General features: G+C 71.7%; 22 protein-coding genes. 19 read left to right on the forward strand and 3 right to left on the reverse strand.

Going from position 1 to position 22,837, the window contains the following annotated elements; all coding sequences use genetic code 11:
- The gene (locus ACO1BR_RS20215) at positions 1-834 is read right to left on the reverse strand and encodes a peptidylprolyl isomerase (RefSeq protein WP_426796463.1); all 834 of its coding nucleotides are present in this window, start codon (positions 832-834) and stop codon (positions 1-3) included.
- Between the two features lie 160 nt (positions 835-994).
- Between ACO1BR_RS20215 and ACO1BR_RS20220 the strand changes: the two genes are divergently transcribed.
- The 4 genes from ACO1BR_RS20220 to ACO1BR_RS20235 all read left to right on the forward strand — a co-directional run bounded on the left by ACO1BR_RS20220 (position 995) and on the right by ACO1BR_RS20235 (position 5,264).
- Positions 995-1,711, forward strand: coding sequence for an MBL fold metallo-hydrolase (locus ACO1BR_RS20220; RefSeq protein WP_159504826.1), 717 nt, complete (start codon positions 995-997; stop codon positions 1,709-1,711).
- A gap of 11 nt (positions 1,712-1,722) precedes the next feature.
- Positions 1,723-2,985 (forward strand): histidine--tRNA ligase, encoded by a 1,263-nt coding sequence (hisS, locus tag ACO1BR_RS20225; RefSeq protein WP_426796464.1) that lies wholly within the window; start codon positions 1,723-1,725, stop codon positions 2,983-2,985.
- 193 nt (positions 2,986-3,178) lie between these two features.
- Entirely contained in the window at positions 3,179-3,820 is a 642-nt protein-coding gene (locus ACO1BR_RS20230; RefSeq protein WP_426796465.1) for a vitamin K epoxide reductase family protein, read from the forward strand.
- Positions 3,821-3,905: 85 nt separating this feature from the next.
- A complete protein-coding gene (locus ACO1BR_RS20235; RefSeq protein WP_426796466.1) occupies positions 3,906-5,264 on the forward strand; it encodes a replication-associated recombination protein A in 1,359 nt (452 codons plus the stop codon).
- 37 nt (positions 5,265-5,301) lie between these two features.
- Here ACO1BR_RS20235 and ACO1BR_RS20240 read toward each other — a convergent pair whose 3' ends face one another.
- The gene (locus tag ACO1BR_RS20240; protein ID WP_426796467.1) at positions 5,302-6,054 is read right to left on the reverse strand and encodes a DUF2470 domain-containing protein; all 753 of its coding nucleotides are present in this window, start codon (positions 6,052-6,054) and stop codon (positions 5,302-5,304) included.
- Between the two features lie 182 nt (positions 6,055-6,236).
- Here ACO1BR_RS20240 and rpsD point away from each other — a divergent pair, with 182 nt between their 5' ends.
- A complete protein-coding gene (rpsD, locus tag ACO1BR_RS20245) occupies positions 6,237-6,848 on the forward strand; it encodes a 30S ribosomal protein S4 (protein ID WP_039638011.1) in 612 nt (203 codons plus the stop codon).
- Positions 6,849-6,874: 26 nt separating this feature from the next.
- On the opposite strand, the gene ACO1BR_RS20250 is transcribed toward rpsD, so the two are convergent.
- The gene (locus tag ACO1BR_RS20250; RefSeq protein WP_426796468.1) at positions 6,875-9,064 is read right to left on the reverse strand and encodes an ATP-binding protein; all 2,190 of its coding nucleotides are present in this window, start codon (positions 9,062-9,064) and stop codon (positions 6,875-6,877) included.
- Positions 9,065-9,234: 170 nt separating this feature from the next.
- Here ACO1BR_RS20250 and ACO1BR_RS20255 point away from each other — a divergent pair, with 170 nt between their 5' ends.
- The 14 genes from ACO1BR_RS20255 (at position 9,235) to nusB (ending at position 22,670) form a co-directional block, all read left to right on the forward strand.
- Positions 9,235-9,684, forward strand: coding sequence for a DUF948 domain-containing protein (locus ACO1BR_RS20255; RefSeq protein WP_236572994.1), 450 nt, complete (start codon positions 9,235-9,237; stop codon positions 9,682-9,684).
- Between the two features lie 8 nt (positions 9,685-9,692).
- Positions 9,693-10,037: a DUF6167 family protein gene (locus ACO1BR_RS20260; RefSeq protein WP_426796469.1), complete on the forward strand. Its 345-nt coding sequence runs from the start codon at positions 9,693-9,695 to the stop codon at positions 10,035-10,037.
- The gene (gene alaS / locus ACO1BR_RS20265; protein ID WP_426796470.1) at positions 10,037-12,706 is read left to right on the forward strand and encodes an alanine--tRNA ligase; all 2,670 of its coding nucleotides are present in this window, start codon (positions 10,037-10,039) and stop codon (positions 12,704-12,706) included. The genes ACO1BR_RS20260 and alaS overlap by 1 nt, the downstream gene beginning before the upstream one ends.
- Positions 12,707-12,720: 14 nt before the next feature.
- A complete protein-coding gene (gene ruvX, locus ACO1BR_RS20270) occupies positions 12,721-13,185 on the forward strand; it encodes a Holliday junction resolvase RuvX (protein ID WP_426796497.1) in 465 nt (154 codons plus the stop codon).
- A gap of 126 nt (positions 13,186-13,311) precedes the next feature.
- Complete coding sequence (gene mltG, locus ACO1BR_RS20275; protein ID WP_426796471.1) at positions 13,312-15,057, forward strand: endolytic transglycosylase MltG; 1,746 nt, start codon at positions 13,312-13,314, stop codon at positions 15,055-15,057.
- Between the two features lie 10 nt (positions 15,058-15,067).
- On the forward strand, positions 15,068-15,895 hold the full coding sequence (locus tag ACO1BR_RS20280) for a shikimate dehydrogenase (RefSeq protein ID WP_426796472.1): 828 nt from the start codon (positions 15,068-15,070) through the stop codon (positions 15,893-15,895).
- Positions 15,896-16,019: 124 nt separating this feature from the next.
- The gene (aroC, locus tag ACO1BR_RS20285) at positions 16,020-17,204 is read left to right on the forward strand and encodes a chorismate synthase (RefSeq protein ID WP_426796473.1); all 1,185 of its coding nucleotides are present in this window, start codon (positions 16,020-16,022) and stop codon (positions 17,202-17,204) included.
- On the forward strand, positions 17,201-17,755 hold the full coding sequence (locus ACO1BR_RS20290; RefSeq protein WP_426796474.1) for a shikimate kinase: 555 nt from the start codon (positions 17,201-17,203) through the stop codon (positions 17,753-17,755). Before aroC ends, ACO1BR_RS20290 begins: the two co-directional genes overlap by 4 nt.
- Entirely contained in the window at positions 17,752-18,843 is a 1,092-nt protein-coding gene (gene aroB / locus ACO1BR_RS20295; RefSeq protein ID WP_426796475.1) for a 3-dehydroquinate synthase, read from the forward strand. The genes ACO1BR_RS20290 and aroB overlap by 4 nt, the downstream gene beginning before the upstream one ends.
- Before the next feature lie 5 nt (positions 18,844-18,848).
- Entirely contained in the window at positions 18,849-19,289 is a 441-nt protein-coding gene (gene aroQ, locus ACO1BR_RS20300) for a type II 3-dehydroquinate dehydratase (RefSeq protein ID WP_159509930.1), read from the forward strand.
- Positions 19,290-19,524: 235 nt separating this feature from the next.
- A complete protein-coding gene (locus ACO1BR_RS20305) occupies positions 19,525-20,418 on the forward strand; it encodes a Pro-rich N-terminal domain-containing protein (RefSeq protein WP_426796476.1) in 894 nt (297 codons plus the stop codon).
- 75 nt (positions 20,419-20,493) lie between these two features.
- Entirely contained in the window at positions 20,494-21,600 is a 1,107-nt protein-coding gene (locus tag ACO1BR_RS20310) for an aminopeptidase P family protein (protein WP_426796477.1), read from the forward strand.
- Positions 21,601-21,666: 66 nt separating this feature from the next.
- Positions 21,667-22,233, forward strand: a complete 567-nt coding sequence (efp, locus tag ACO1BR_RS20315; RefSeq protein WP_426796478.1) for an elongation factor P — start codon at positions 21,667-21,669, stop codon at positions 22,231-22,233.
- Between the two features lie 2 nt (positions 22,234-22,235).
- Positions 22,236-22,670 (forward strand): transcription antitermination factor NusB, encoded by a 435-nt coding sequence (gene nusB, locus ACO1BR_RS20320; protein WP_159504841.1) that lies wholly within the window; start codon positions 22,236-22,238, stop codon positions 22,668-22,670.
- Positions 22,671-22,837 lie beyond the last annotated feature (167 nt).

Genomic DNA, 22,837 nt, shown 5'->3' on the forward strand with positions numbered 1-22,837 from the left:
TCAGGACTTGGTGACGGCCGCCTTGTCGATCACGACGGTGGCGTTGGGCGCGGTGTTGCCGTTCGCCGGATCGGGTCGCGAACCGGCGGCGGCGATCTTCTTCAGGACGTCCATACCGCCGGTGATCCTCCCGAACGGCGTGTAGTTCGGCGGCAACTGGCTGTCCTGATAGACGAGGAAGAACTGACTGCCGCCGGAATTACGGGTCTTGTCGTCCTTGCCGTCGTAGCGGTTGGCCATCGCGACCGTGCCCGCCGGATAGACATCGCCCTTGATCCGGGGGTCCTTGAGATTCTCGTCCGGGATGGTGTAGCCGGGCGTCCCCTCGCCGGTGCCCTTCGGGTCGCCGCACTGGAGGACGTAGATCTGCGAGTCGACCAGGCGGTGGCACCGGCTGTGGTCGAAGAAGCCCTGACCGGCCAGGAAGGCGAAGGAGTTGACGGTGTGCGGCGCCTTGCCGGCGTCCAGCGTGAACGTGATCCGGCCGCAGGTGGTGTCCAGCCGCGCGGTGTACGACGCCGAGGTGTCGATGTCCATCGCCGGTTCCTTGGGCCAGGTCTTCGTCGACGGCGCGCTCTTCGCGGGCCGGCCGCACGGGTCGGCGGCCTGGGAGGGCGCCGGGGACACCGCGTCGTTGTAGGCCCCCTGGCGCACGCTGCCGGTCAGCGACACCGAGGCGTACGCGGCGACGCCCGCGGCGAGCACGACGGCCAGGGACGACGCGATGATCACGTTGCGGCGCCGGTGCCTGCGGGACTTCTCGGCCCGGCGCTCCTGCTGGCGCTCGTACTTCTGCCGGGCGAGCTGCCGCCGCCGCTGATCGTTGCTGACCACCGGTCGTCTCCTTGTCCTGAGCATCGATCGCTGCCGTCTGCCGTGGCCGTACCGTATACGGGTTCGCCCTGTCGGGAGTCGCGCCGGTAGGCTCTGGAGCTGCCGGGATGTTCCGGGCGCGGTCCCGCGGACCGGCCCCCACCGATTTTTAAGGACGAACGTGCTGATTGCCGGGTTCCCCGCCGGGGCCTGGGGGACCAACTGCTACTTGGTCGCCCCCGCCGCCGGCGAGGAGTGCGTGATCATCGACCCGGGCCATCAGGCGGCCCAGGGAGTCGAGGACGCGGTCAGGAAGCATCGGCTCAAGCCCGTCGCGGTCGTCCTCACCCACGGGCACATCGACCATGTCGCCTCGGTCGTCCCGGTGTGCGGCGCGCACGACGTCCCCGCCTGGATCCACCCCGCCGACCGCTACATGATGAGCGACCCGGAGAAGGCCCTGGGCCGCTCCATCGGGCAGCAGCTCATGGGCGAGCTGACCGTGGGGGAGCCGGACGACGTCAAGGAGCTGACCGACGGCGCCGCCCTGGAACTCGCCGGGATGGAGTTCTCCGTCGCGCACGCCCCGGGCCATACCAAGGGGTCGGTGACCTTCCGGATGCCCGAGCAGGCGGACGTGCCGCCGGTCTTCTTCTCGGGCGACCTGCTGTTCGCCGGCTCCATCGGACGCACCGACATGCCGGGCGGCGACCACGCCGAGATCCTCCGGTCGCTGGAGCGCGTATGCCTCCCGCTGGACGACTCGACCGTGGTCCTCTCCGGCCACGGCCCCCAGACCACCATCGGCCGTGAGCGCGCCACCAACCCCTTCCTGAGGCAGGTGGCCGCCGGCCTTGGAGACGGCATCCCGAACGCCGCTCCGCGACGAGGAATGTGACGAGACCTTCCGTGAGCACCTTTCAGGCACCCAAGGGCACCTACGACCTGATCCCGCCGCACTCCGCGACGTACCTCGCGGTGCGCGAGGCGATCGCCGCGCCCCTGAAGAACTCCGGGTACGGCTACATCGAGACGCCCGGCTTCGAGAACGTCGAGCTGTTCGCGCGCGGTGTCGGTGAGTCCACCGACATCGTCACCAAGGAGATGTACGCCTTCGAGACCAAGGGCGGCGACCGGCTCGCGCTGCGCCCCGAGGGCACCGCGTCCGTGCTGCGCGCGGCGCTGGAGGCGAACCTCCACAAGGCGGGCAACCTCCCGGTCAAGCTCTGGTACTCCGGCTCGTACTACCGCTACGAGCGCCCGCAGAAGGGCCGCTACCGCCACTTCTCGCAGGTCGGCGCCGAGGCGATCGGTGCGGAGGACCCGGCGCTGGACGCCGAGCTGATCATCCTGGCCGACCAGTCCTACCGCGCGCTGGGCCTGCGCGACTTCCGGATCCTGCTCAACTCCCTGGGCGACAAGGAGTGCCGCCCCGTCTACCGCGCCGCGCTCCAGGACTTCCTGCGCGGGCTGGACCTGGACGAGGACACCCGCCGCCGGGTCGACATCAACCCGCTGCGCGTCCTGGACGACAAGCGCGAGGCGGTCCAGAAGCAGCTCGCCGGGGCGCCCCTGCTCCGCGACTACCTCTGCGAGGCGTGCAAGGCGTACCACGAGCAGGTCCGCGAGCTGCTGACCGCGGCGGGTGTGGCCTTCGAGGACGACGAGAAGCTGGTCCGCGGGCTGGACTACTACACCCGTACCACCTTCGAGTTCGTCCACGACGGCCTCGGCTCGCAGTCCGCGGTGGGCGGCGGGGGCCGCTACGACGGCCTCTCCGAGATGATCGGCGGCCCCGCGCTGCCGTCGGTCGGCTGGGCGCTGGGCGTCGACCGCACGGTGCTGGCGCTGGAGGCCGAGGGCATCACCCTCGACATCCCGGCCGCCACCGCGGTGTACGCCGTGCCGCTCGGCGAGGAGGCCCGCCGGGTGCTGTTCCGCGCGGTCACCGAGCTGCGCCGGGCCGGGGTCGCCACCGACTTCGCGTTCGGCGGCAAGGGCCTGAAGAACGCCATGAAGTCCGCCAACCGCTCCGGCGCACGGCTGGCGCTGGTGGCCGGCGAGCGGGACCTGGCCGAGGGCGTCGTCCAGCTCAAGGACCTGACGAGCGGCGAGCAGACCGCCGTCGCACTGGACGCGGTGGTCGACGAGGTCCGGCGCGCGCTGAGCTGACCGCGTCGGCGAGACGACTTCGAGGGGCCCGGACGGAATGCCGTCCGGGCCCCTCGCGTCAACGGCGGGTACGCGGAATCACTCCGGATCCGCGCAGGACACCCCGGGCTCACAGGGAGGTGCGGCACAATGAAGGACCGGGCCGGGTCCACCGGCCGAGTCTCATCCCCCAAGGGACCGACGGAACGGCGATATGACGACGACAGCGCTTGACGACGTGTCCACCGACGACGATCACGCGAGCGGCACGGGCCCCATCGGCTCGGGGCGCGCCCTGGCCCTGCTGCTGGTGATCACCGGTGCGCTCGGCGGCCTGGCGGCCTGGGTGATCACCCTGGACAAGTTCGAGCTGCTGAAGGACCCGAACTTCAAACCGGCCTGCAGCTTCAACCCGATCATCTCTTGCGGCAGCGTCATGCAGAGCAAGCAGGCGGCCGTCTTCGGCTTCCCCAACCCGATGGCCGGGCTCGTCGGGTTCGGCGTGGTCATCGCGATCGGCATGGCCCTGCTGGCGGGCGCCCGCTTCCGCCGCTGGTACTGGATCGGCCTGAACATCGGCACGCTGCTCGCCGCCGTCTTCTGCATGTGGCTGATGTCCCAGTCGCTGTACGAGATCAACGCGCTGTGCCTGTGGTGCACCCTGACCTGGTGCGTCACCATCCTGATGTTCTGGTACACGACGGTGCACAACATCAAGCACGGCATCATCCCGGCCCCCCGGGGACTGCGCAACGCGGTCCTGGAGTTCCACTGGGTCGTCCCGGTGCTCTGGTACGGGGTGATCGCGCTGCTGATCCTCACCCGGTGGTGGTCGTACTGGAGCAGCCTGCTCTGAGACCCGTACGGAACCGCACCGCGCCCCGGTCCGCCGATCACGGCGGGCCGGGGCGTTGTCAGTGGTGTGGCATAGGCTCCTGACCGTGGAGCCCGACCTGTTCACCGCCGCCGCGGAAGACCGTCAGGAGAGGGACCCCGTGGGGGCCCCTCTCGCCGTCCGCATGCGCCCGCGCACCCTCGACGAGGTCGTCGGCCAGCAGCATCTGCTCAAGCCCGGTTCGCCGCTGCGCCGGCTGGTGGGCGAGGGGCACGGGGGGCCGGCCGGGCCGTCGTCGGTGTTCCTGTGGGGGCCGCCCGGGATCGGCAAGACGACCCTGGCGTATGTCGTCAGCCAGGCGACGAACAAGCGCTTCGTCGAGCTCTCCGCGATCACCGCCGGCGTCAAGGAGGTCCGGGCGGTCATCGACGGCGCCCGCCGTGCCTCGGGGGGCTACGGCAAGGAGACCGTCCTCTTCCTCGACGAGATCCACCGCTTCAGCAAGGCCCAGCAGGACTCCCTGCTGCCCGCGGTGGAGAACCGCTGGGTGACGCTGATCGCCGCGACCACCGAGAACCCGTATTTCTCGGTGATCTCCCCGCTGCTCTCCCGTTCGCTGCTGCTGACGCTGGAGCCGCTCACCGACGACGACCTGCGGCGGCTGCTGCAGCGCGCGCTGACCGACGAGCGCGGGCTCGCCGGGACCGTCACGCTCCCCGCGGACACCGAGGCGCATCTGCTGCGGGTCGCCGGCGGCGACGCCCGGCGGGCGCTGACGGCACTGGAGGCCGGCGCCGGGGCCGCGCTGGCCAAGGGGGAGCCGGAGATCACCCTTCAGACGATGGAGGAGTCGGTCGACCGCGCGGCCGTGAAGTACGACCGGGACGGCGACCAGCACTACGACGTCGCCAGCGCGCTGATCAAGTCGATCCGGGGCTCCGACGTCGACGCCGCGCTGCACTATCTCGCGCGGATGATCGCGGCGGGGGAGGACCCGCGGTTCATCGCCCGCCGGCTGATGATCTCGGCGAGCGAGGACATCGGGCTGGCCGATCCGACGGCGCTGCAGACCGCGGTGGCGGCTGCCCAGGCGGTGGCGCTGATCGGCTTCCCGGAAGCCCGGATCACGCTGAGCCAGGCCACCATCGCGCTCGCCCTGGCACCCAAGTCCAACGCCGCCTACATGGCGATAGACGCGGCCCTGGCGGATGTGCGGGCCGGGCACGCCGGCGCGGTCCCCCCGCATCTGCGCGACAGCCACTACAAGGGCGCCCAGAAGCTCGGCCACGGCCAGGGGTATCAGTATCCGCACGACCTGCCGGGCGGTATCGCGGCCCAGCAGTACGCCCCGGACGAGGTGCACGGCAAGCGCTACTACGCCCCGACCCGGCACGGCGTCGAGGCGCGTTACGCCGATGTCGCCGAGCGGGTTCGCGCCCGGCTGCGCGGCGAGAGCGGCGACTGACGCGGGCGCGGGCGGCGCCGTCCGCCGGGGCCCGGTGTCACTGCGCCGCGGCCTCGAAGAGGGTGTGCATCGCCCGGCGCAGCTCCGCGATGTCGCGGACCGGCTCGGGGAAGTCGAAGCGGGCGTCGAAGGACCGCTGCGCCTCGTCGGTGAAGCGGACCCGCAGCCCGAAGCGGTCCAGGCCCAGCGGCACGGCCCGGTCGCGCTGCCCGCAGACCGCGCCCCGGTCGCCCAGCAGCGCGCACAGTCCGCGGACCTGCTCGCCGTGCGCCGCGTGCAGATGCTGGAGCAGCTCCGCCTCGTGGGAGACCAGCGGATCGGGCGCGGCCGCGGCGAAGGCGTCGGGCTCCACGGACTCCGCGCCCCACAGGTCGTCCACCGCGCCCTCGCCGACCTCCAGGCGCAGCATCATCCAGGCGGCCCGCCCGTGGAGTCCCGGCACGGCGTCGGGCCGCAGCGCCTCCCCGATGCCGAGCAGTTCGCCGACGGGGTGCCGCTCGGCGAGCAGCAGCGCCGCCGCCGAGCGGTCGTCGTTGCGTACGGGGGTCAGCCAGCCGGCCACCCAGGCGCGTCCGCGGATGCGATGGGGCACCGAGACCGGTGCCACGTCCGTGATCTCCATCACGGCCGCCAGGTCGTCGTCCTGCGCGTGGGCCGCCGCCCGGGCCGCCGCGGAGTCGCCGGGAACCAGCAACAGCACGTCTCCCTCGTCCGTGACGGTCCGGCAGGCCGGTGCGGAGAGGCCGGTCTCGTCGAGGTCCTCGACTCCGGGGACGTTCAGCGACGCCATACCATGGGATTCGACGAGAGTTCGTATGCGCTCAGCCGCCGAGGGCCGCTGGGCGTCTTCCACGGGACGCGGCTGACCCGCCTTGGTGCTGTGCGCGCCGGGCAGGGGGATCCCAGGTCGAAACATGCGTTCTCCTCGCGGTAAGGTAAGCCTCACCTAACTTACATGGAGGAACGTTCCACGTGAACCAGTCGCGTCCCAAGGTCAAGAAGTCGCGCGCGCTCGGCATCGCGCTGACGCCGAAGGCGGTCAAGTACTTCGAGGCCCGTCCCTACCCGCCCGGCGAGCACGGCCGTGGCCGCAAGCAGAGCAGCGACTACAAGGTCCGGCTGCTGGAGAAGCAGCGTCTGCGCGCCCAGTACGACATCAGCGAGCGCCAGATGGTCCGTGCCTACGACCGCGCTCGGAAGGTCGAAGGCAAGACGGGCGAGGCCCTCATCGTCGAGCTGGAGCGCCGTCTGGACGCGCTCGTCCTGCGTTCGGGTCTGGCCCGGACGATCTACCAGGCCCGCCAGATGGTCGTCCACGGCCACATCTCGGTGAACGACCGCAAGGTCGACAAGCCGTCCTTCCGCGTCCGCCCCGGCGACGTCGTGATGGTCCGCGAGCGCAGCCGCGAGAAGCACCCCTTCCAGGTTGCCCGCGAGGGTGGCTACGCCACCGACGGCGAGACCCCGCGCTACCTGGAGGTCAACCTCCAGGCGCTGGCGTTCCGCCTGGACCGGGACCCGAACCGCAAGGAGATCCCGGTGATCTGCGACGAGCAGCTCGTCGTCGAGTACTACGCCCGCTGATCTCCGGCCGGCGCAGCACGCACCGCTCAGCCCGCCGTCTCCCCGCCGCTCGCGGAGGGGGAGGCGGCGGGCTGGTTCGTCGGGGGCGCGGCGATCCGCACCACCCCGCGCGGCCCGGGGGCGGTGCCTTCGGGGCTCCCGGGCTGGAGGATCCGGGCCACCGTCGCGTCCAGGTCCAGCCGCCCGCCGGTCCGCAGGCAGTGCTCGTAGCGCGCCGCCCCGAGCCGGGCCCGGGCCTGCTGCTCGCACAGTTCGTGCGGCTGGTTGTAGTAGCGCGAGCCGAAGAGCGGCAGCCCCACCGAAGGCCAGATCCGGCCGGCCGCGCCCTGGAGCACGGCCGCCTCCTCCGCATCGCCCTCGCCGAGCGTCACCAGGGCCAGCAGCTCGATCGCCAGCACCGCGCCCAGCAGGTCGTGGAAGGAGTGGTCGATGGCCAGGCACTCCTCCAGCAGCGCCCGCGCCCGCCCATCCTCCCCGCGCGACCAGGCCGCGAAGGCCAGCACGAACTGCGCGTACGCCAGCGTCCAGCGCTCGCCGTGGTCCCCGCACACCTGCCGGACGTCCTCGCACAGCCGAACCGCGTCCTCCAACTGCCCCTGGAAGGCCACCGCCAGCGCCAGCTCGACCTGGCCCATCAGCACATTGCTGTTGAGCTCGCCCATCTCCCGGTAGCGGGCGAGCGCCCCGCGCAGCAGCGTCTCGGCGCGCGGCATGTCGTCGCAGACCAGCGCGAGGCAGCCGGTGCGGTGCAGCGCGTAGGCGGCGGCCGTGGCGTTGCCGGTCCGCTCGGCCTCCTCGCGGCATTCCTGGAGCGCCCCGAGCGCGCCGACCGTGTCGCCCTGGAGGACGGCCACATGGCCGGTCACCCACAGCGCCTTCAGCCGGGCGTCGTCATGGCCGCTCTCCAGCTCCAGCGCCCGGTCGAGCCAGTGCCGGCCCTCCGAGAGCCGCCCGCAGCCCACCCAGTAGAACCACAGGGTGCCGGCCAGGTACTGGCCGAGGTGGACGTCGTCCGTGCTCTCCAGGCTCTGCTCCAGCGCGATGCGCAGATTGGGCAGCTCGGCGTCGATCCGGGCCGCGATCTCCGCCTGCCGGGGGCTGAACCAGTCCAGCTCGCACCAGGTCGCCAGGCCCACGTACCAGTCGCGGTGCCGGCGGCGCAGCCGCTCGCCGTCCGGCGTCGCCGCCAGCCAGCCCGCGCCGTAGTCCCGCACGGTGTCCAGCATCCGGTAGCGCACCCCGGCCGCGGTGTCCTCCCGTACGAGCACCGACTGGGCGACCAACTCCCCGACGACATCGAGGAGTTCATCGGCCGGCAGCTCCGGGCCCGAGCAGACGTACTCCACCGCGTCCAGGTCGAACTGCCCGGCGAAGACGGTCAGTCGGGCCCACAGCAGCCGCTCCTCCGGGGTGCACAGCTCATGGCTCCAGCCGATGGCGCAGCGCAGCGTCCGGTGGCGCGGCAGCCCCCCGCGGACCGTGCCGGTCAGCAGCCGGAAGCGGTCGTCGAGCCGGTGCACCACCTGGTCGACGGAGAGCGCGCGCAGCCGCCCGGCGGCCAGCTCCAAGGCCAGCGGGATGCCGTCGAGGCGGTCGCAGAGTGCGGTGACCGCCGCCTCGGCCGTCGTGAAACCGGGGAGCACGGACACGGCGCGAGCGGTGAAGAGGGCGGTGGCGTCGGCGGTGTTCATCGGGGGCACCGGCAGGTTGTACTCACCGGGCAGCCCGAGCGGCCGGCGGCCGGCGGCCAGCACGCGCAGCCCGGGGGCGTGGCACAGCAGCTCGGCGGTCAGCTCGGCGCAGGCTTCCACCAGGTGCTCGTAGCCGTCCACGACGAGCAGCAGTTCGCGGTCGGCGAGGTGGTCGCGGAGCGCGGCGCGGGGCGGGCGGCCGGTGTGGTCGGCCAGTGCCAGCGCCTCGGCGACCGCGTGGTCCAGGAGATGCGGTTCGCGCAGTGCGGACAGCTCGACCAGCCACACCCCGTCGCAGAAGCGATCCTGCAAGATCGCTGCGCTGTGGAGGGCGAGCCGGGACTTCCCCACGCCGCCGAGACCGGTGAGGGTGACGAGCCGGGCGGCGGCCAGCTGCCGCTCCAGCGCGGCCAGTTCGTCCGCGCGGCCGACGAACCGGTCGAGCTCCACGGGTACGTTGCCCGGCGCCCGCCCCCGGGCGGGGGAGTGGTGGGAAGCGGGACCGGGGCGCGAGAAGCGTCGCATGGCACACGGAGCGTACTCGGGGGGATGCGGACCGTACAATCACCCCTTCCGGTGCCGCTCTCGGCACCGGGAACGGGGTACGGACGGACAGTCACGGCGCGATAAGGTCAAGGTTGCCGTTCGAGCAGGACGAGACCAGACCCAAGAACCAGTCGGAGAGTGGTGCCAGCGTGTCCGGTGGAGAGGTGGCCGGGATCCTCGTGGCCGTCTTCTGGGCAATCCTCGTGTCGTTCCTCGCCCTCGTGCTGGTGAGGCTCGCACAGACCCTCAAGGCGACGACCAAGATGGTGGCCGAGGTGTCCGAGCAGGCCGTGCCGCTGCTCGCCGACGCGTCCGCGACCGTCCGCTCCGCGCACACCCAGCTCGCCCGCGTCGACGCCATCGCCGCCGACGTCCAGGAGGTCACCGCCAACGCCTCGGCGCTCTCCTCGACCGTCTCCTCCGCCTTCGGCGGGCCACTGGTCAAGGTGGCCGCGTTCGGCTACGGCGTGCGCCGCGCGATCGGCAAGAAGGGCGAGGCGGCCCCTGCCGCCGGGCGCGCCCAGCGCACCGTCGTCGTCGGCCGTACCCTGCCCGGCGCCCGCCGCGGCGGGCGCCGCAACCGTCGCTCCAAGGACTGATCACAGCGATGTTCCGCCGCGCATTCTGGTTCACCACCGGCGCCGCCGCCGGAGTGTGGGCCACCAACAAGGTCCACCAAAAGCTGCGCAAGCTGCAGCCCGACAGCCTCGCCGCGCAGGCCGCGGACAAGGCCGTCGAGACCGGACACCGGTTGCGCCAATTTGCATTGGACGTACGGACCGGAATGGCGGACCGTGAAGAGCAGCTGCACGACGCCCTCGGTCTCAGCTCGTCGGCCGACGTGCCCGAGCTGCCCGCACCGCGCCGCGCGGTGCTCGAAACGCCGTACCGCACCACGAGAACAACCGGACCGAACGGTCTGACCGGACCGACTGGAAAAGAGGACCACTGATGGAGTCGGCTGAAATCCGCCGCCGCTGGCTGCGCTTCTTCGAGGAGCGCGGGCACACCGTCGTGCCGTCGGCGTCGCTCATCGCGGACGACCCGACGCTGCTGCTGGTCCCCGCGGGCATGGTCCCCTTCAAGCCGTACTTCCTCGGCGAGGTCAAGCCGCCCTACAAGACCGCCACCAGCGTCCAGAAGTGCGTGCGTACGCCGGACATCGAAGAGGTCGGCAAGACCACCCGGCACGGCACGTTCTTCCAGATGTGCGGCAACTTCTCCTTCGGCGACTACTTCAAGGAAGGCGCCATCAAGTACGCCTGGGAGCTGCTGACCGGCTCCCATGCGGACGGCGGCTACGGCCTCGACCCGGAGCGGCTCTGGATCACCGTCTACCTGGACGACGACGAGGCCGAGCGCATCTGGCACGAGGTCATCGGCGTGCCCAAGGAGCGCATCCAGCGGCTGGGCAAGAAGGAGAACTACTGGTCCATGGGCGTCCCGGGCCCGTGCGGTCCGTGCTCCGAGATCAACTACGACCGCGGTCCGGCCTTCGGCGTCGAGGGCGGCCCGGCCGTCAACGACGAGCGGTACGTGGAGATCTGGAACCTGGTCTTCATGCAGTACGAGCGCGGAGCGGGCATCGGCAAGGAGGACTTCGAGATCCTCGGCGACCTGCCCAGCAAGAACATCGACACCGGCCTCGGTCTGGAGCGGCTGGCGATGATCCTTCAGGACGTGCGCAACATGTACGAGACGGACACCCTCCGCGTCGTCATCGACAAGGCCACCGAGCTCTCCGGCGTCCGCTACGGCGCCGCGGACGCCTCCGACGTCTCCCTGCGGGTGGTCGCCGACCACATGCGGACGTCCACGATGCTCATCGGCGACGGCGTCACCCCCGGCAACGAGGGCCGCGGCTACGTCCTGCGCCGCATCATGCGCCGCGCCATCCGCAACATGCGGCTGCTCGGGGCCGACGGGCTGGTCGTCGGCGAGCTGCTGGACGTCGTCATCAAGACGATGGGCCAGCAGTACCCGGAGCTGCTGGAGGACCGCCGCCGCATCGAGACGGTCGCCCTCGCCGAGGAGGCCGCCTTCGTCAAGACGCTGAAGGCCGGCACCAACATCCTCGACAGCGCCGTCACGGAGACCAAGTCCGCCGGCGGCACGGTCCTGCCCGGCGACAAGGCGTTCCTGCTCCACGACACCTGGGGCTTCCCGATCGACCTCACCCTCGAAATGGCCGCCGAGCAGGGCCTCTCGGTCGACGAGGACGGCTTCCGCCGCCTGATGAAGGAGCAGCGGGAGCGCGCCAAGGCCGACGCCCAGGCCAAGAAGCACGGCCACGCCGACCTGTCCGCCTACCGCGAGGTCGCCGACGCCGCCGGCACCACCGAGTTCACCGGCTACAGCGCCACCGAGGGCGAGTCCTCCGTGGTCGGCCTGCTGGTCAACGGCGTCCCGGCTCCCGCCGCCCATGAAGGCGACGAGGTCGAGGTCGTCCTGGACCGCACCCCCTTCTACGCCGAGGGCGGCGGGCAGCTCGCCGACACCGGCCGGATCAAGCTGGACTCCGGCGCCGTCGTCGAGGTCCGCGACGTCCAGCAGCCGGTGCCGGGCGTGACCGTCCACAAGGGCGTCGTCCAGGTCGGCGAGGTGGTGCTCGGCGCCGCCGCGTACGCCGCCATCGACGTCACCCGCCGGCGTGCCATCGCCCGTGCCCACAGCGCCACCCACCTCACCCACCAGGCGCTGCGCGACGCCCTGGGCCCGACGGCCGCCCAGGCCGGTTCGGAGAACTCCCCGGGCCGCTTCCGTTTCGACTTCGGCTCGCCGACCGCGGTGCCCGGCTCGGTGCTGACCGACGTCGAGCAGAAGATCAACGACGTACTCGCCCGTGAGCTCGACGTGCACGCCGAGGTCATGAGCATGGAGGACGCCAAGAAGCAGGGCGCCATCGCCGAGTTCGGCGAGAAGTACGGCGAGCGGGTCCGCGTGGTGACCATCGGCGACTTCTCCAAGGAGCTGTGCGGCGGTACGCACGTCCACAACACCGCCCAGCTGGGCCTGGTGAAGCTGCTCGGCGAGTCCTCCATCGGGTCCGGCGTGCGCCGCGTCGAGGCGCTGGTGGGCGTGGACGCCTACAAGTTCCTGGCCCGTGAACACACCGTCGTCTCGCAGCTCACCGAGCTGGTCAAGGGGCGCCCGGAGGAGCTGCCGGAGAAGATCTCCGGTGTCCTGGCCAAGCTCAAGGACGCCGAGAAGGAGATCGAGAAGTTCCGCGCCGAGAAGGTGCTGCAGGCCGCGGCCGGGCTGGCCGAGGGCGCCAGGGACGTCCGCGGGCTGGCCCTGGCCGCCGCACAGGTCCCGGACGGCACCTCCGCCGACGACCTGCGCAAGCTGGTGCTGGACGTCCGCGGCCGGATCCTCGGCGACCGCCCGGTGGTCGTGGCGCTCTTCACTGTCGCCAACGGCCGCCCGCTGACCGTCATCGCCACCAACGAGGCCGCCCGCGAACGCGGCATCAAGGCCGGCGACCTGGTCCGTGCGGCCGCCAAGACGCTTGGCGGCGGTGGCGGCGGCAAGCCGGACGTGGCCCAGGGCGGCGGGCAGCACGCCGCCGCCGTGCCCGAGGCCATCGCCGCCGTGGAGCGGCTCGTGGCCGAGGCGGCTTGACGGGCGTGAGCGAGATGCGACGCGGCCGGCGCATCGCGGTGGATGTCGGGGACGCCCGCATCGGGGTCGCCTCGTGCGACCCCGACGGGGTCCTCGCCACCCCCGTCGAGACCGTGCCGGGACGTGATGTCCCCTCAGCACACCGGCGGCTCAAGGCGATTGTCGAGGAGTACGAGCCGCTGGAGGTCGTGGTCGGGCTGCCCCGCTCCCTCAGTGGGGGAGAGGGACCGGCCGCGGCCAAGGTCCGGGCCTTCGCACAGGAGATGGCCCGGAACATCGCGCCCGTAGGGGTGCGGCTGGTCGATGAGCGGATGTCGACGGTCACCGCGACCCAGGGGCTGCGGGCCTCCGGGGTCCGGAGCAAGAAGGGCCGCTCGGTGGTCGACCAGGCCGCCGCGGTGGTCATTCTGCAGAGCGCGCTGGAAACCGAACGGACCTCTGGGCAGCCGCCGGGGGAGAACGTCGAAGTGGTCATCTGATCGCGGTACGGTAACGTTCCGCGGGATGTGGCGGCGGTTCGAACAGCCGCGCGTGCAAGTAGAGGCGGATGGGTACCGCAGGCGCTGCCGGCCAGGGGCGCCCCGCCTCTCGGCTCTAGGGGATCGATGACCGAGTATGGCCGGGGCTACGGCTCCGAACCGTGGCATCCCGAGGACCCGCTCTACGGAGACCAGGGTCCCTACGGAGGCCAGGCGCAGCAGCCTCAGTGGAACGGGCAGCAGCCCGCCGGGTATCCCCAGCAGCACCCGCACCCCCAGCAGCATCCGCAGCACCCCCAGCAGCAGTACGACCCGGGTCACGGCGGCTGGACCGGCGCACCGCAGGCCGGCCGGCAGCCGTACGACCCGTACGACCCCTACGGGCAGCACCCGCAGCATCCGCCGGCCGATCCGTACGCGGCCCAGGGAGGCCACGAGTACTACGGCGGCCAGGACGGCTACCCGTTCCAGGAGACCCAGCAACTGCCCGCGCAGCAGGCGGTGCCGCCGCACGCCCAGCAGCAGTACGGCCAGGTGCCACATCCGCAGCATCCCGACGGGCACACCCAGGAGTACGGTCCGCAGCATCCGCAGCAGGGCGAGCCGCACTACGACGACCCGGCCGCTGTCGGGGACGACTGGCGGGCCGAGCCGGAGCCGGCCGAGCGGGGGCCGGGGGACTCGTTCTTCGCCGACGACCCGGACGACGGGCCTGGCGACCTCGACCGGGAGGACGAGGAACAGTCCGGCCGGGAGCGCCGCGGCAAGAAGAACAAGCGGCGCAGCGGCACCGCCTGCCTGGTCGTGATCCTGGCCTTGGGCGGTGTCGTGGGCACGGTCGGCTACTTCGGCCGCGACTTCATCATGCGGCACTTCGGCTCGGCCCCCGACTACACGGGCGAGGGCACCGGCGAGGTGCAGGTGGTGATCCCGGACGGGGTGCCGCTGTCCGAGATGGGCGCGATCCTCGCCAAGGATGATGTGATCAAGAGCGCCGGGGCGTTCACCGAGGCGGCCGACAACAACAAGGCGTCGCGGAGCCTCCAGCCCGGTACGTATTCGCTGCGCAAGCAGATGTCCGCGGCGGCCGCCATCGATCTGATGCTGGACCCCAAGAGCCGTAACGGCCTCACGATCCGCGAGGGTCTGCGCGCCTCCGCGGTCTACGAAATGATCGACAAAAAGCTCAAGCTCAAGGCGGGCACCACCAAGGAAGTCGCCAAGAGCCAGGCAAAGAATCTGGGGCTGCCGTCGTGGGCCGACGACTCCCCGAAGATAAAGGACCCGCTGGAGGGCTTCCTCTATCCGTCGACGTACAGCGTGGGCGACAACGCGAAGCCCGCGGACGTCCTCAAGGAAATGGTGGGGCGGGCCACCCAGGAATACCAGAAGTACGATCTCGAAGCGAATGCCCAGAAATTCCATCTGACGTCTCCGCTCCAGCTCATCACCGTCGCCAGCCTCACCCAGGCCGAAGGCATGACGCACGATGACTTCCGGAAGATGGCCGCCGTCGTCTACAACCGGCTGGCTCCGACCAATAGGGATACGTTCCAGCGGCTGGAATTCGACTCGACCTTCAACTACCTGAAGAACCAGAGCAAGATCAATATCAGTACCGAGGAAATCCGGCACTACAACGACCCGTACAACACCTACTTCTACAAGGGGCTGCCGCCCGGCCCCATCGGAAATCCCGGTGCCGATGCGCTCAAGGCGACGATCAATCCGGATAATTCCGATAAGTGGCTCTACTTCATTTCGGTGGACGGCAAGACGACGGAATTCACCACGAATTACAAGGACCATGAGAAGCTGGTCCAGGAATTCAACAAGCGGCAGCAAGAGAAGAAGAAGCAGAACGGGAACTGAAGGCAAGGCCGTGTCCGACAACAAGAAGGCGGCGGTCCTCGGATCGCCCATCGCGCACTCCCTCTCGCCGGTGCTGCACCGCGCCGCCTACGACGCACTCGGGCTGACGGGCTGGGAGTACGGCCGCCACGAGGTCGACGAGGCCGCGCTCCCCGGCTTCCTGGAAAAGCTCGGCCCCGAGTGGGCGGGCCTGTCGCTGACCATGCCGCTCAAGCGCGCGGTGATCCCGCTGCTCGACGAGATCACCCCCACCGCGGCCTCCGTCGAGGCGGTCAACACCGTCGTGTTCGCCCCCGACGGGCGCCGCCTCGGCGACAACACCGACATCCCCGGCATGCTCGCCGCGCTGTGCGAGCGCGGCGTCGACACGGTCGAGCGGGCCGCCGTCCTGGGCGCCGGCGCCACCGCCTCCTCCGCGCTCGCCGCGCTCTCCCGCATCTGCACCGGCGAGGTCACCGCGTACGTCCGCAGCGCGGCGCGCGCCGCAGAGATGCGCGGCTGGGGCGAGCGGCTCGGTGTCGCGGTCCGCACCGCCCCCTGGGCGGACGCCGCCGCGGCCTTCGAAGCGCCGCTGACCATCGCCACCACCCCCGCGGGCAGCACCGACGCGCTCGCCGCCGCGGTCCCCGACCGGCCCGGCACGCTCTTCGACGTCCTCTACGAGCCCTGGCCGACGGCGCTGGCCACCGCCTGGGGCGGTCGCGGCGGCGCCGTCGTCGGCGGCCTGGACCTGCTGGTCCACCAGGCCGTCCTCCAGGTCGAGCAGATGACCGGCCGGTCCCCGGCGCCGCTGGTCGCGATGCGCGCGGCCGGCGAGGCGGCGCTCGCGGCCCGCTGATCCACGGTCCCGCCCCGGGCGCCCGGCGCCCGGTCCGCAGCGTGGACGGCGCGCCGCCCGGCCCGCACGGCGTGGGAGGATCAGGGGAAGACCGTACGCGGATGAGCAGTACTGAGGAGCACCGTTGAGCAGGTTGCGCTGGCTGACGGCGGGGGAGTCGCACGGCCCCGCACTCGTGGCAACGCTGGAGGGCCTTCCGGCCGGGGTCCCGATCACCACGGAGCTGGTGGCGGACGCGCTGGCCCGCCGACGGCTGGGCTATGGCCGCGGTGCCCGGATGAAGTTCGAGCGGGACGAGATCACGTTCCTGGGCGGGGTGCGGCACGGCCGCTCGCTGGGCTCCCCGGTGGCGATCATGGTCGGCAACACCGAGTGGCCCAAGTGGGAGCAGGTGATGGCCGCCGACCCGGTCGACGAGGACGAACTGGCCGAGCTGGCCCGCAACGCCCCGCTGACCCGCCCCCGCCCCGGCCACGCCGACCTCGCCGGTATGCAGAAGTACGGCTTCGACGAGGCCCGCCCGATCCTGGAGCGCGCCTCCGCCCGGGAGACCGCGGCCCGGGTCGCGCTGGGCGCGGTCGCCCGCTCCTTCCTCAAGGAGACGGCCGGCATCGAGATCGTCTCGCATGTCGTCGAACTGGCCGCCGCCAAGGCCCCGTACGGCGTCTACCCCAAGCCCTCCGACGTCGAGAAGCTGGACGCCGACCCGGTGCGCTGCCTGGACGCGGACGCCAGCAAGGCGATGGTCGCGGAGATCGACCAGGCTCACAAGGACGGCGACACCCTCGGCGGCGTGGTCGAGGTGCTGGCGTACGGCGTGCCGGTCGGCCTCGGTTCGCACGTCCACTGGGACCGGCGGCTGGACGCCCGGCTGGCCGCCGCCCTGATGGGCATCCAGGCCATCAAGGGCGTCGAGGTCGGCGACGGCTTCGAGCTGGCGCGGGTGCCCGGCTCGAAGGCACACGACGAGATCGTGGCCACCGAAGACGGCATCAAGCGCACCTCGGGCCGCTCCGGTGGCACCGAGGGCGGGCTGACCACCGGTGAACTGCTGCGCGTGCGCGCCGCGATGAAGCCGATCGCGACGGTGCCGCGGGCGCTGGCGACGATCGACGTCGCCACCGGCGAGGCGGCCAAGGCGCACCACCAGCGCTCCGACGTCTGCGCGGTGCCGGCCGCCGGCATCGTGGCCGAGGCGATGGTGGCGCTGGTGCTGGCGGACGCGGTGGTGGAGAAGTTCGGCGGCGACAGCGTGCCGGAGACCCGCCGCAACGTCCAGAGCTACCTCGACAACCTGGCGATCAAGTGACCGCGCCCGTCGTCGTACTGGTCGGCCCACCCGGGGCCGGCAAGTCCACCGTGGGCGCGCTGCTGGCCGGTCGGCTGGGCGTCGGCTACCGGGACACCGACGCCGACATCGTCGCCACCGCCGGCAAGCCGATCGCCGAGATCTTCATCGACGAGGGCGAGCCGCACTTCCGCGAGCTGGAGCGGGAGGCGGTCCGTACGGCCCTGGGCGCCCATCCCGGAGTGCTCTCGCTCGGCGGCGGCGCGATCATGGACGACGGCACCCGGAAGCTGCTGACCGGACTGCCGGTCGTCTTCCTGGACGTCGAACTGGCCGACGCCGTCAAGCGGGTGGGGCTGGACGCGCCGCGCCCGCTGCTCGCGGTCAATCCGCGCAAGCAGTGGCGCGAGCTGATGGAGCGGCGCCGCCCGCTGTACACCGAGGTCGCGCGCGCCGTGATCGCCACGGGGGAGCGCACCCCCGAGGACGTCGCCGACGCGATCGTGGACGCTTTGGAGCTACGGCCGGCCGCGGATGCCGCGCCGCCCGCCGGCAGGGAGGAACAGGCATGACGGAGCAGGCCACCCGCATCCAGGTCGGCGGTACCGCCGGCACCGACCCGTACGAGGTCCTCGTCGGGCGGCAGTTGCTGGGCGAACTCCCCGGACTGATCGGCACCGCGGCCAAGCGCGTAGCCGTGCTGCACCCCGAGGCGCTGGCCGCCACGGGCGAGGCGCTGCGCGCGGACCTGGCTGGCCAGGGCTACGACGCGATCGCCGTCCAGCTGCCGAACGCCGAGGAGTCCAAGACCGCCGAGGTCGCCGCGTACTGCTGGAAGGCGCTCGGGCAGACCGGTTTCACCCGTACCGACGTGATCGTCGGCGTCGGCGGCGGCGCCACCACCGACCTGGCCGGCTTCGTCGCCGCGACCTGGCTGCGCGGGGTGCGCTGGATCGCCGTACCGACCACCGTCCTGGGCATGGTGGACGCGGCGGTCGGCGGCAAGACCGGCATCAACACCGCCGAGGGCAAGAACCTCGTCGGCGCCTTCCACCCGCCGGCCGGGGTCCTCTGCGACCTGGCCGCACTGGACTCCCTGCCGGTCAACGACTACGTCTCCGGACTGGCCGAGGTCATCAAGGCCGGCTTCATCGCCGACCCGGCGATCCTCCAACTGATCGAGTCGGACCCGGAAGGCGCCAAGCGCCCCGACGGCCCGCACACCGCCGAGCTCATCGAGCGGGCGATCCGGGTCAAGGCCGAGGTGGTCTCCGCGGACCTCAAGGAGTCCGGTCTGCGCGAGATCCTCAACTACGGCCACACCCTGGCGCACGCCATCGAGAAGAACGAGCGCTACAACTGGCGGCACGGCGCCGCGGTCTCCGTCGGCATGGTCTTCGCCGCCGAACTCGGCCGGATCGCGGGCCGGTTGGACGACGCCACCGCCGATCGGCACCGCGCCGTCCTGGCCTCCGTCGGACTGCCGCTGACCTACCGCGGCGACCAGTGGCCCAAGCTGCTGGAGACCATGCGCGTCGACAAGAAGTCCCGCGGCGACCGGCTGCGCTTCATCGTCCTGGACGGCCTGGCCAAGCCGACCGTCCTGGAGGGCCCGGACCCGGCCATGCTGCTCGCGGCGCACGCCGAGATCGCGGCGTGAGCCCGGTGAGCCGCCGCGTGCTGGTCCTCAACGGCCCCAATCTCGGCCGGCTGGGCTCCCGCGAGCCCGACGTCTACGGCGCCACCTCCTACGCCGGACTGGTCGCCGAGTGCGCCCGGCTCGGCGCGGAGCTGGGCTTCGAGGCCGAGGTGCGGGAGACCAACGACGAGGGCGAGATGGTCCGTTGGCTGCACGAGGCCGCCGATGGATCGATTCCGGTCATCATCAATCCCGGTGCCTTCACGCACTATTCGTACGCGATGCGGGACGCCGCCGCCCAGCGCACCGCCCCGCTCATCGAGGTGCACATCTCGAACCCGTACGCCCGCGAGGAATTCCGCCATAATTCGGTCATCGCGGCCGTCGCCAGCGGCACCGTCGCGGGTTTCGGTATCGGTTCGTACCGGCTCGCGCTCCGCGCGCTGGCCGAGGAGCTCTCCGGCTGACGCACCCGCTTCGGGCATCCTCCCTGCCCTCGGCCGTTCATTCGACGGAAGCCGGGGGTAGGGACCCTTCCGGGCGGCCGCCGGGAAGGTACGGTTCACAGCAGCACCACCCACCACCAGCGGTGGGGCACCAACGGCCCTTCCGGGCCGGTCGGTTACCGCACGGCGCACCGGGCAGCCACGCCCGGCGCCGCGCACCGCACCACGTCGACCGCACGAGACGGAGAGCCACCGGATGCAGTACGCAGTGGGGGCCCCGCTGCCGCCGCCCCGCGGGCCGCTTCACACCCCCGGGGCCACCATGAGCTGGACACCCCACCACGGGCAGCCCCTCCCGCCCGGCCCACCGCCCGCCCCCGCGGGTCCGCCGCCCCCCGCCCCGCCGTCCCCCGCGCCGGCCCCCGCACCGCCCGCGCACGCCGCCCCCGGGCCGGGCTGGCCCGCCCCCGCACCGCACCAGGCCCCGCCCACCCAGCACAGCACCGACATCACCGGCCATATCCAGCTGCCCCCGGGCGCCCCGGTCCCGCTGCCCAGCCCGCCCGCCGGCACCGCCGCACCGGACGCCGCGCACGCCGCCGTCGCGGTGCTGCTGATCGGCCCGGCCGGCGCCGGCAAGACCAGCGTCGCGCGCCACTGGGCCGACACCCGGCGGGTGCCGACCGCGCACATCAGCCTGGACGACGTCCGTGAATGGGTCCGGTCCGGTTTCGCCGATCCGCAGTCGGGCTGGAACGACAACTCCGAGGCGCAGTACCGCCTCGCCCGCCGCACCTGCGGCTTCGCGGCCCGCAACTTCCTTGCAAACGGCATCTCCTGCATCCTCGACGACGCGGTCTTCCCGGACCGCCCGGTCGTCGGCCTCGGCGGCTGGAAGCGCCATGTGGGCCCCGGTCTGCTGCCGATCGTGCTGCTCCCGGGGCTGGAGATCGTCCTGGAGCGCAACGCCCGGCGCAGCGGCAACCGCCGTCTCTCCGACGAGGAGGTGGCCCGGATCCACGGCCGGATGGCCGGCTGGTACGGCTCCGGACTGCCGATCATCGACAACTCCCAGCACGACGTCGCCACCACCGCCGGGATGCTCGACGACGTCGTCGCCCGCAGCATCGCCAGCCCGCCCAGCTGGTAGTCCGCGGCCGGTACCCGGTCCCCCGGGCGGCCGTCTCGAACGGCCGCCCGGGGAGTGCGGTCGTACGCTGGCGATATGTCCGAGTTGTACGCGGTTCGACGCACGCGGCTGCGCGACCGCTGCGCCGCAACCGGAAGCTGTGCCGCCCTGATCTCGCGCCCCGCGAACGTCCGCTATCTCACCGGTTGCACGCCCCCCGGTGCGGCGCTGCTGCTGGGCCCCGGCGATGACGTACTGCTCTGCGGCAGACCGCTGAGCGGCGACCCCTCCGAAGGACGCCCCTCCGACGACGTACGGATCTCGGTGCTGCCCAGCCGCGGCGGCGATCCCGTCGTGGCCGCCGCCGACCTGGCCGCCAAACAGGGCGTCCGCACCCTCGCCGTCGAGGAGCACCACCTCACCGTCACCCGCCATCGGGCACTCGCGCAGGTCGCCCCGCAGATGCGGCTCACCGATCTGGCCTGCGCCGTCGAGGCGCAGCGGCTGGTCAAGGACGACGACGAGATCGCCTGTCTGCGGATCGCCGCCGAGATCAGCGACCAGGCCCTGGGCGAACTCCTGGAGTCGATCCTGGTCGGCCGGACCGAGCGGCATCTCGCGCTCGAACTGGAGCGCCGCCTGGTCGACCACGGCGCCGACGGCCCGGCCTTCGCGACCTCCGTCGCGACCGGCCCGAACTCCGGCCGCGCCCGGCACCTGCCCACCGACCGCAGGGTGGAGGAGGGCGACTTCCTGACCGTCGGCCTGGGCGCGAACTACCGCGGCTACCGCTGCGAGATCGGCCGCACCTTCGTCATCGGCACCACCCCGGCGGACTGGCAGATCGAGCTGTACGATCTGGTCTTCGCTGCCCAGAAGGCGGGCCGGGAGGCGCTGGCGCCGGGTGTGGAGTGCCGCGAGGTGGACCGGGTGACCCGTCATCTGCTGGAGACGGCGGGGCACGGCGAGGGGCTCGGACCGTGGACCGGGCACGGCGTGGGACTCGAAATCGACGAGGACCCTCAGTTGGCACCTGCCGCCATGGGTAAACTGGACGCTTGCGTGCCGGTCACCGTCGAGCCGGGGGTTCACATCCCGGGCCGTGGGGGTGTCCGGATCGACGACACCCTCGTCGTCCGCCCCGAGGCGGACGGCGGACCCGAGCTACTCACGATCACGACCAAGGAGCTGCTCGCCCTGTGAGCCCACGGGCTGACTGCGCGCGGCTTCGAGGTTTCCACCACCCGTAGTCCAGGAGATTCCGCAACCGTGGCTTCCACGAACGACCTCAAGAACGGCATGGTGCTCAAGCTCGAAGGCGGCCAGCTCTGGTCCGTCGTCGAGTTCCAGCACGTCAAGCCCGGTAAGGGCCCGGCCTTCGTCCGTACCAAGCTCAAGAACGTGCTCTCCGGCAAGGTGGTGGACAAGACCTTCAACGCCGGCACCAAGGTCGAGACGGCGACCGTCGACAAGCGCGGCATGCAGTTCTCGTACATGGACGGCGACTACTTCGTCTTCATGGACATGGACACCTACGACCAGCTGCACATCGACCGCAAGACCGTCGGTGACGCCGCCAACTTCCTGATCGAGGGCTTCGAGGCCGTCGTCGCGCAAAACGAGGGCCAGGTGCTCTACGTCGAGCTGCCGGCCGCCGTCGAGCTGGTCATCAAGGAGACCGAGCCGGGCGTCCAGGGCGACCGCTCCACCGGCGGCACCAAGCCCGCCGAGCTGGAGACCGGTTACTCGATCCAGGTCCCGCTCTTCATCACCACCGGTGAGAAGATCAAGGTCGACACCCGTACCGGCGACTACCTCGGCCGGGTGAACAGCTAACCGTGGCTGCTCGCACCAAGGCCCGTAAGCGCGCCTTCCAGATCCTCTTCGAGGCCGACCAGCGCGGTGCCGATGTGCAGTCCGTGCTCGCGGACTGGATGCGTCACGCCCGGACCGATCCTCGGCAGCCGCCGGTGAACGAGTACACCCTGGAGCTGGTCGAGGGCTACGCCGAGCATGTCGCACGCATCGACGAGCTGATCTCCACCTACGCCGTCGACTGGGACCTGGACCGGATGCCGGCGGCCGACCGCTCGATCCTGCGGCTCGGCGCCTACGAACTGCTCTGGGTGGACGGCACGCCGGACGCGGTGGCGATCGACGAGGCCGTGCAGCTCGCCAAGGAGTTCTCCACGGACGACTCCCCGGCCTTCGTCAACGGCCTGCTGGGCCGTCTCAAGGAGCTGAAGCCGGGCCTGCGGCGCGAGACGCGCTAGCGGCCGGCTGACCATCACGACGGGCCCGGAGCGATGAACCATTCGCTCCGGGCCTTCGCATGCCCGTCCGGCGCCGTCCGGCGCCGCTCTCACGCCGACCGCGAAGGCTGCTGCCCCGCAGACGACGACCGCCGCCCCGGGAGAAACCGGGGCGGCGGTACGTTTCT

The organism is Streptomyces sp. YGL11-2 (genome assembly GCF_050054615.1).
In the GTDB taxonomy this organism is placed as follows: Bacteria; Actinomycetota; Actinomycetes; order Streptomycetales; family Streptomycetaceae; genus Streptomyces.

What these genes read in the sequence shown, in the direction of transcription:
- ACO1BR_RS20230 (WP_426796465.1), top strand. Translation starts at nt 3,179, where the DNA reads ATGACGACGACAGCGCTTGACGACGTGTCCACCGACGACGATCACGCG.
- ACO1BR_RS20240 (WP_426796467.1), bottom strand. Translation starts at nt 6,054, where the DNA reads ATGGCGTCGCTGAACGTCCCCGGAGTCGAGGACCTCGACGAGACCGGC.
- ACO1BR_RS20250 (WP_426796468.1), bottom strand. Translation starts at nt 9,064, where the DNA reads ATGCGACGCTTCTCGCGCCCCGGTCCCGCTTCCCACCACTCCCCCGCC.
- ACO1BR_RS20260 (WP_426796469.1), top strand. Translation starts at nt 9,693, where the DNA reads ATGTTCCGCCGCGCATTCTGGTTCACCACCGGCGCCGCCGCCGGAGTG.
- alaS (WP_426796470.1), top strand. Translation starts at nt 10,037, where the DNA reads ATGGAGTCGGCTGAAATCCGCCGCCGCTGGCTGCGCTTCTTCGAGGAG.
- ruvX (WP_426796497.1), top strand. Translation starts at nt 12,721, where the DNA reads ATGCGACGCGGCCGGCGCATCGCGGTGGATGTCGGGGACGCCCGCATC.
- mltG (WP_426796471.1), top strand. Translation starts at nt 13,312, where the DNA reads ATGACCGAGTATGGCCGGGGCTACGGCTCCGAACCGTGGCATCCCGAG.
- aroB (WP_426796475.1), top strand. Translation starts at nt 17,752, where the DNA reads ATGACGGAGCAGGCCACCCGCATCCAGGTCGGCGGTACCGCCGGCACC.
- ACO1BR_RS20305 (WP_426796476.1), top strand. Translation starts at nt 19,525, where the DNA reads ATGCAGTACGCAGTGGGGGCCCCGCTGCCGCCGCCCCGCGGGCCGCTT.
- ACO1BR_RS20310 (WP_426796477.1), top strand. Translation starts at nt 20,494, where the DNA reads ATGTCCGAGTTGTACGCGGTTCGACGCACGCGGCTGCGCGACCGCTGC.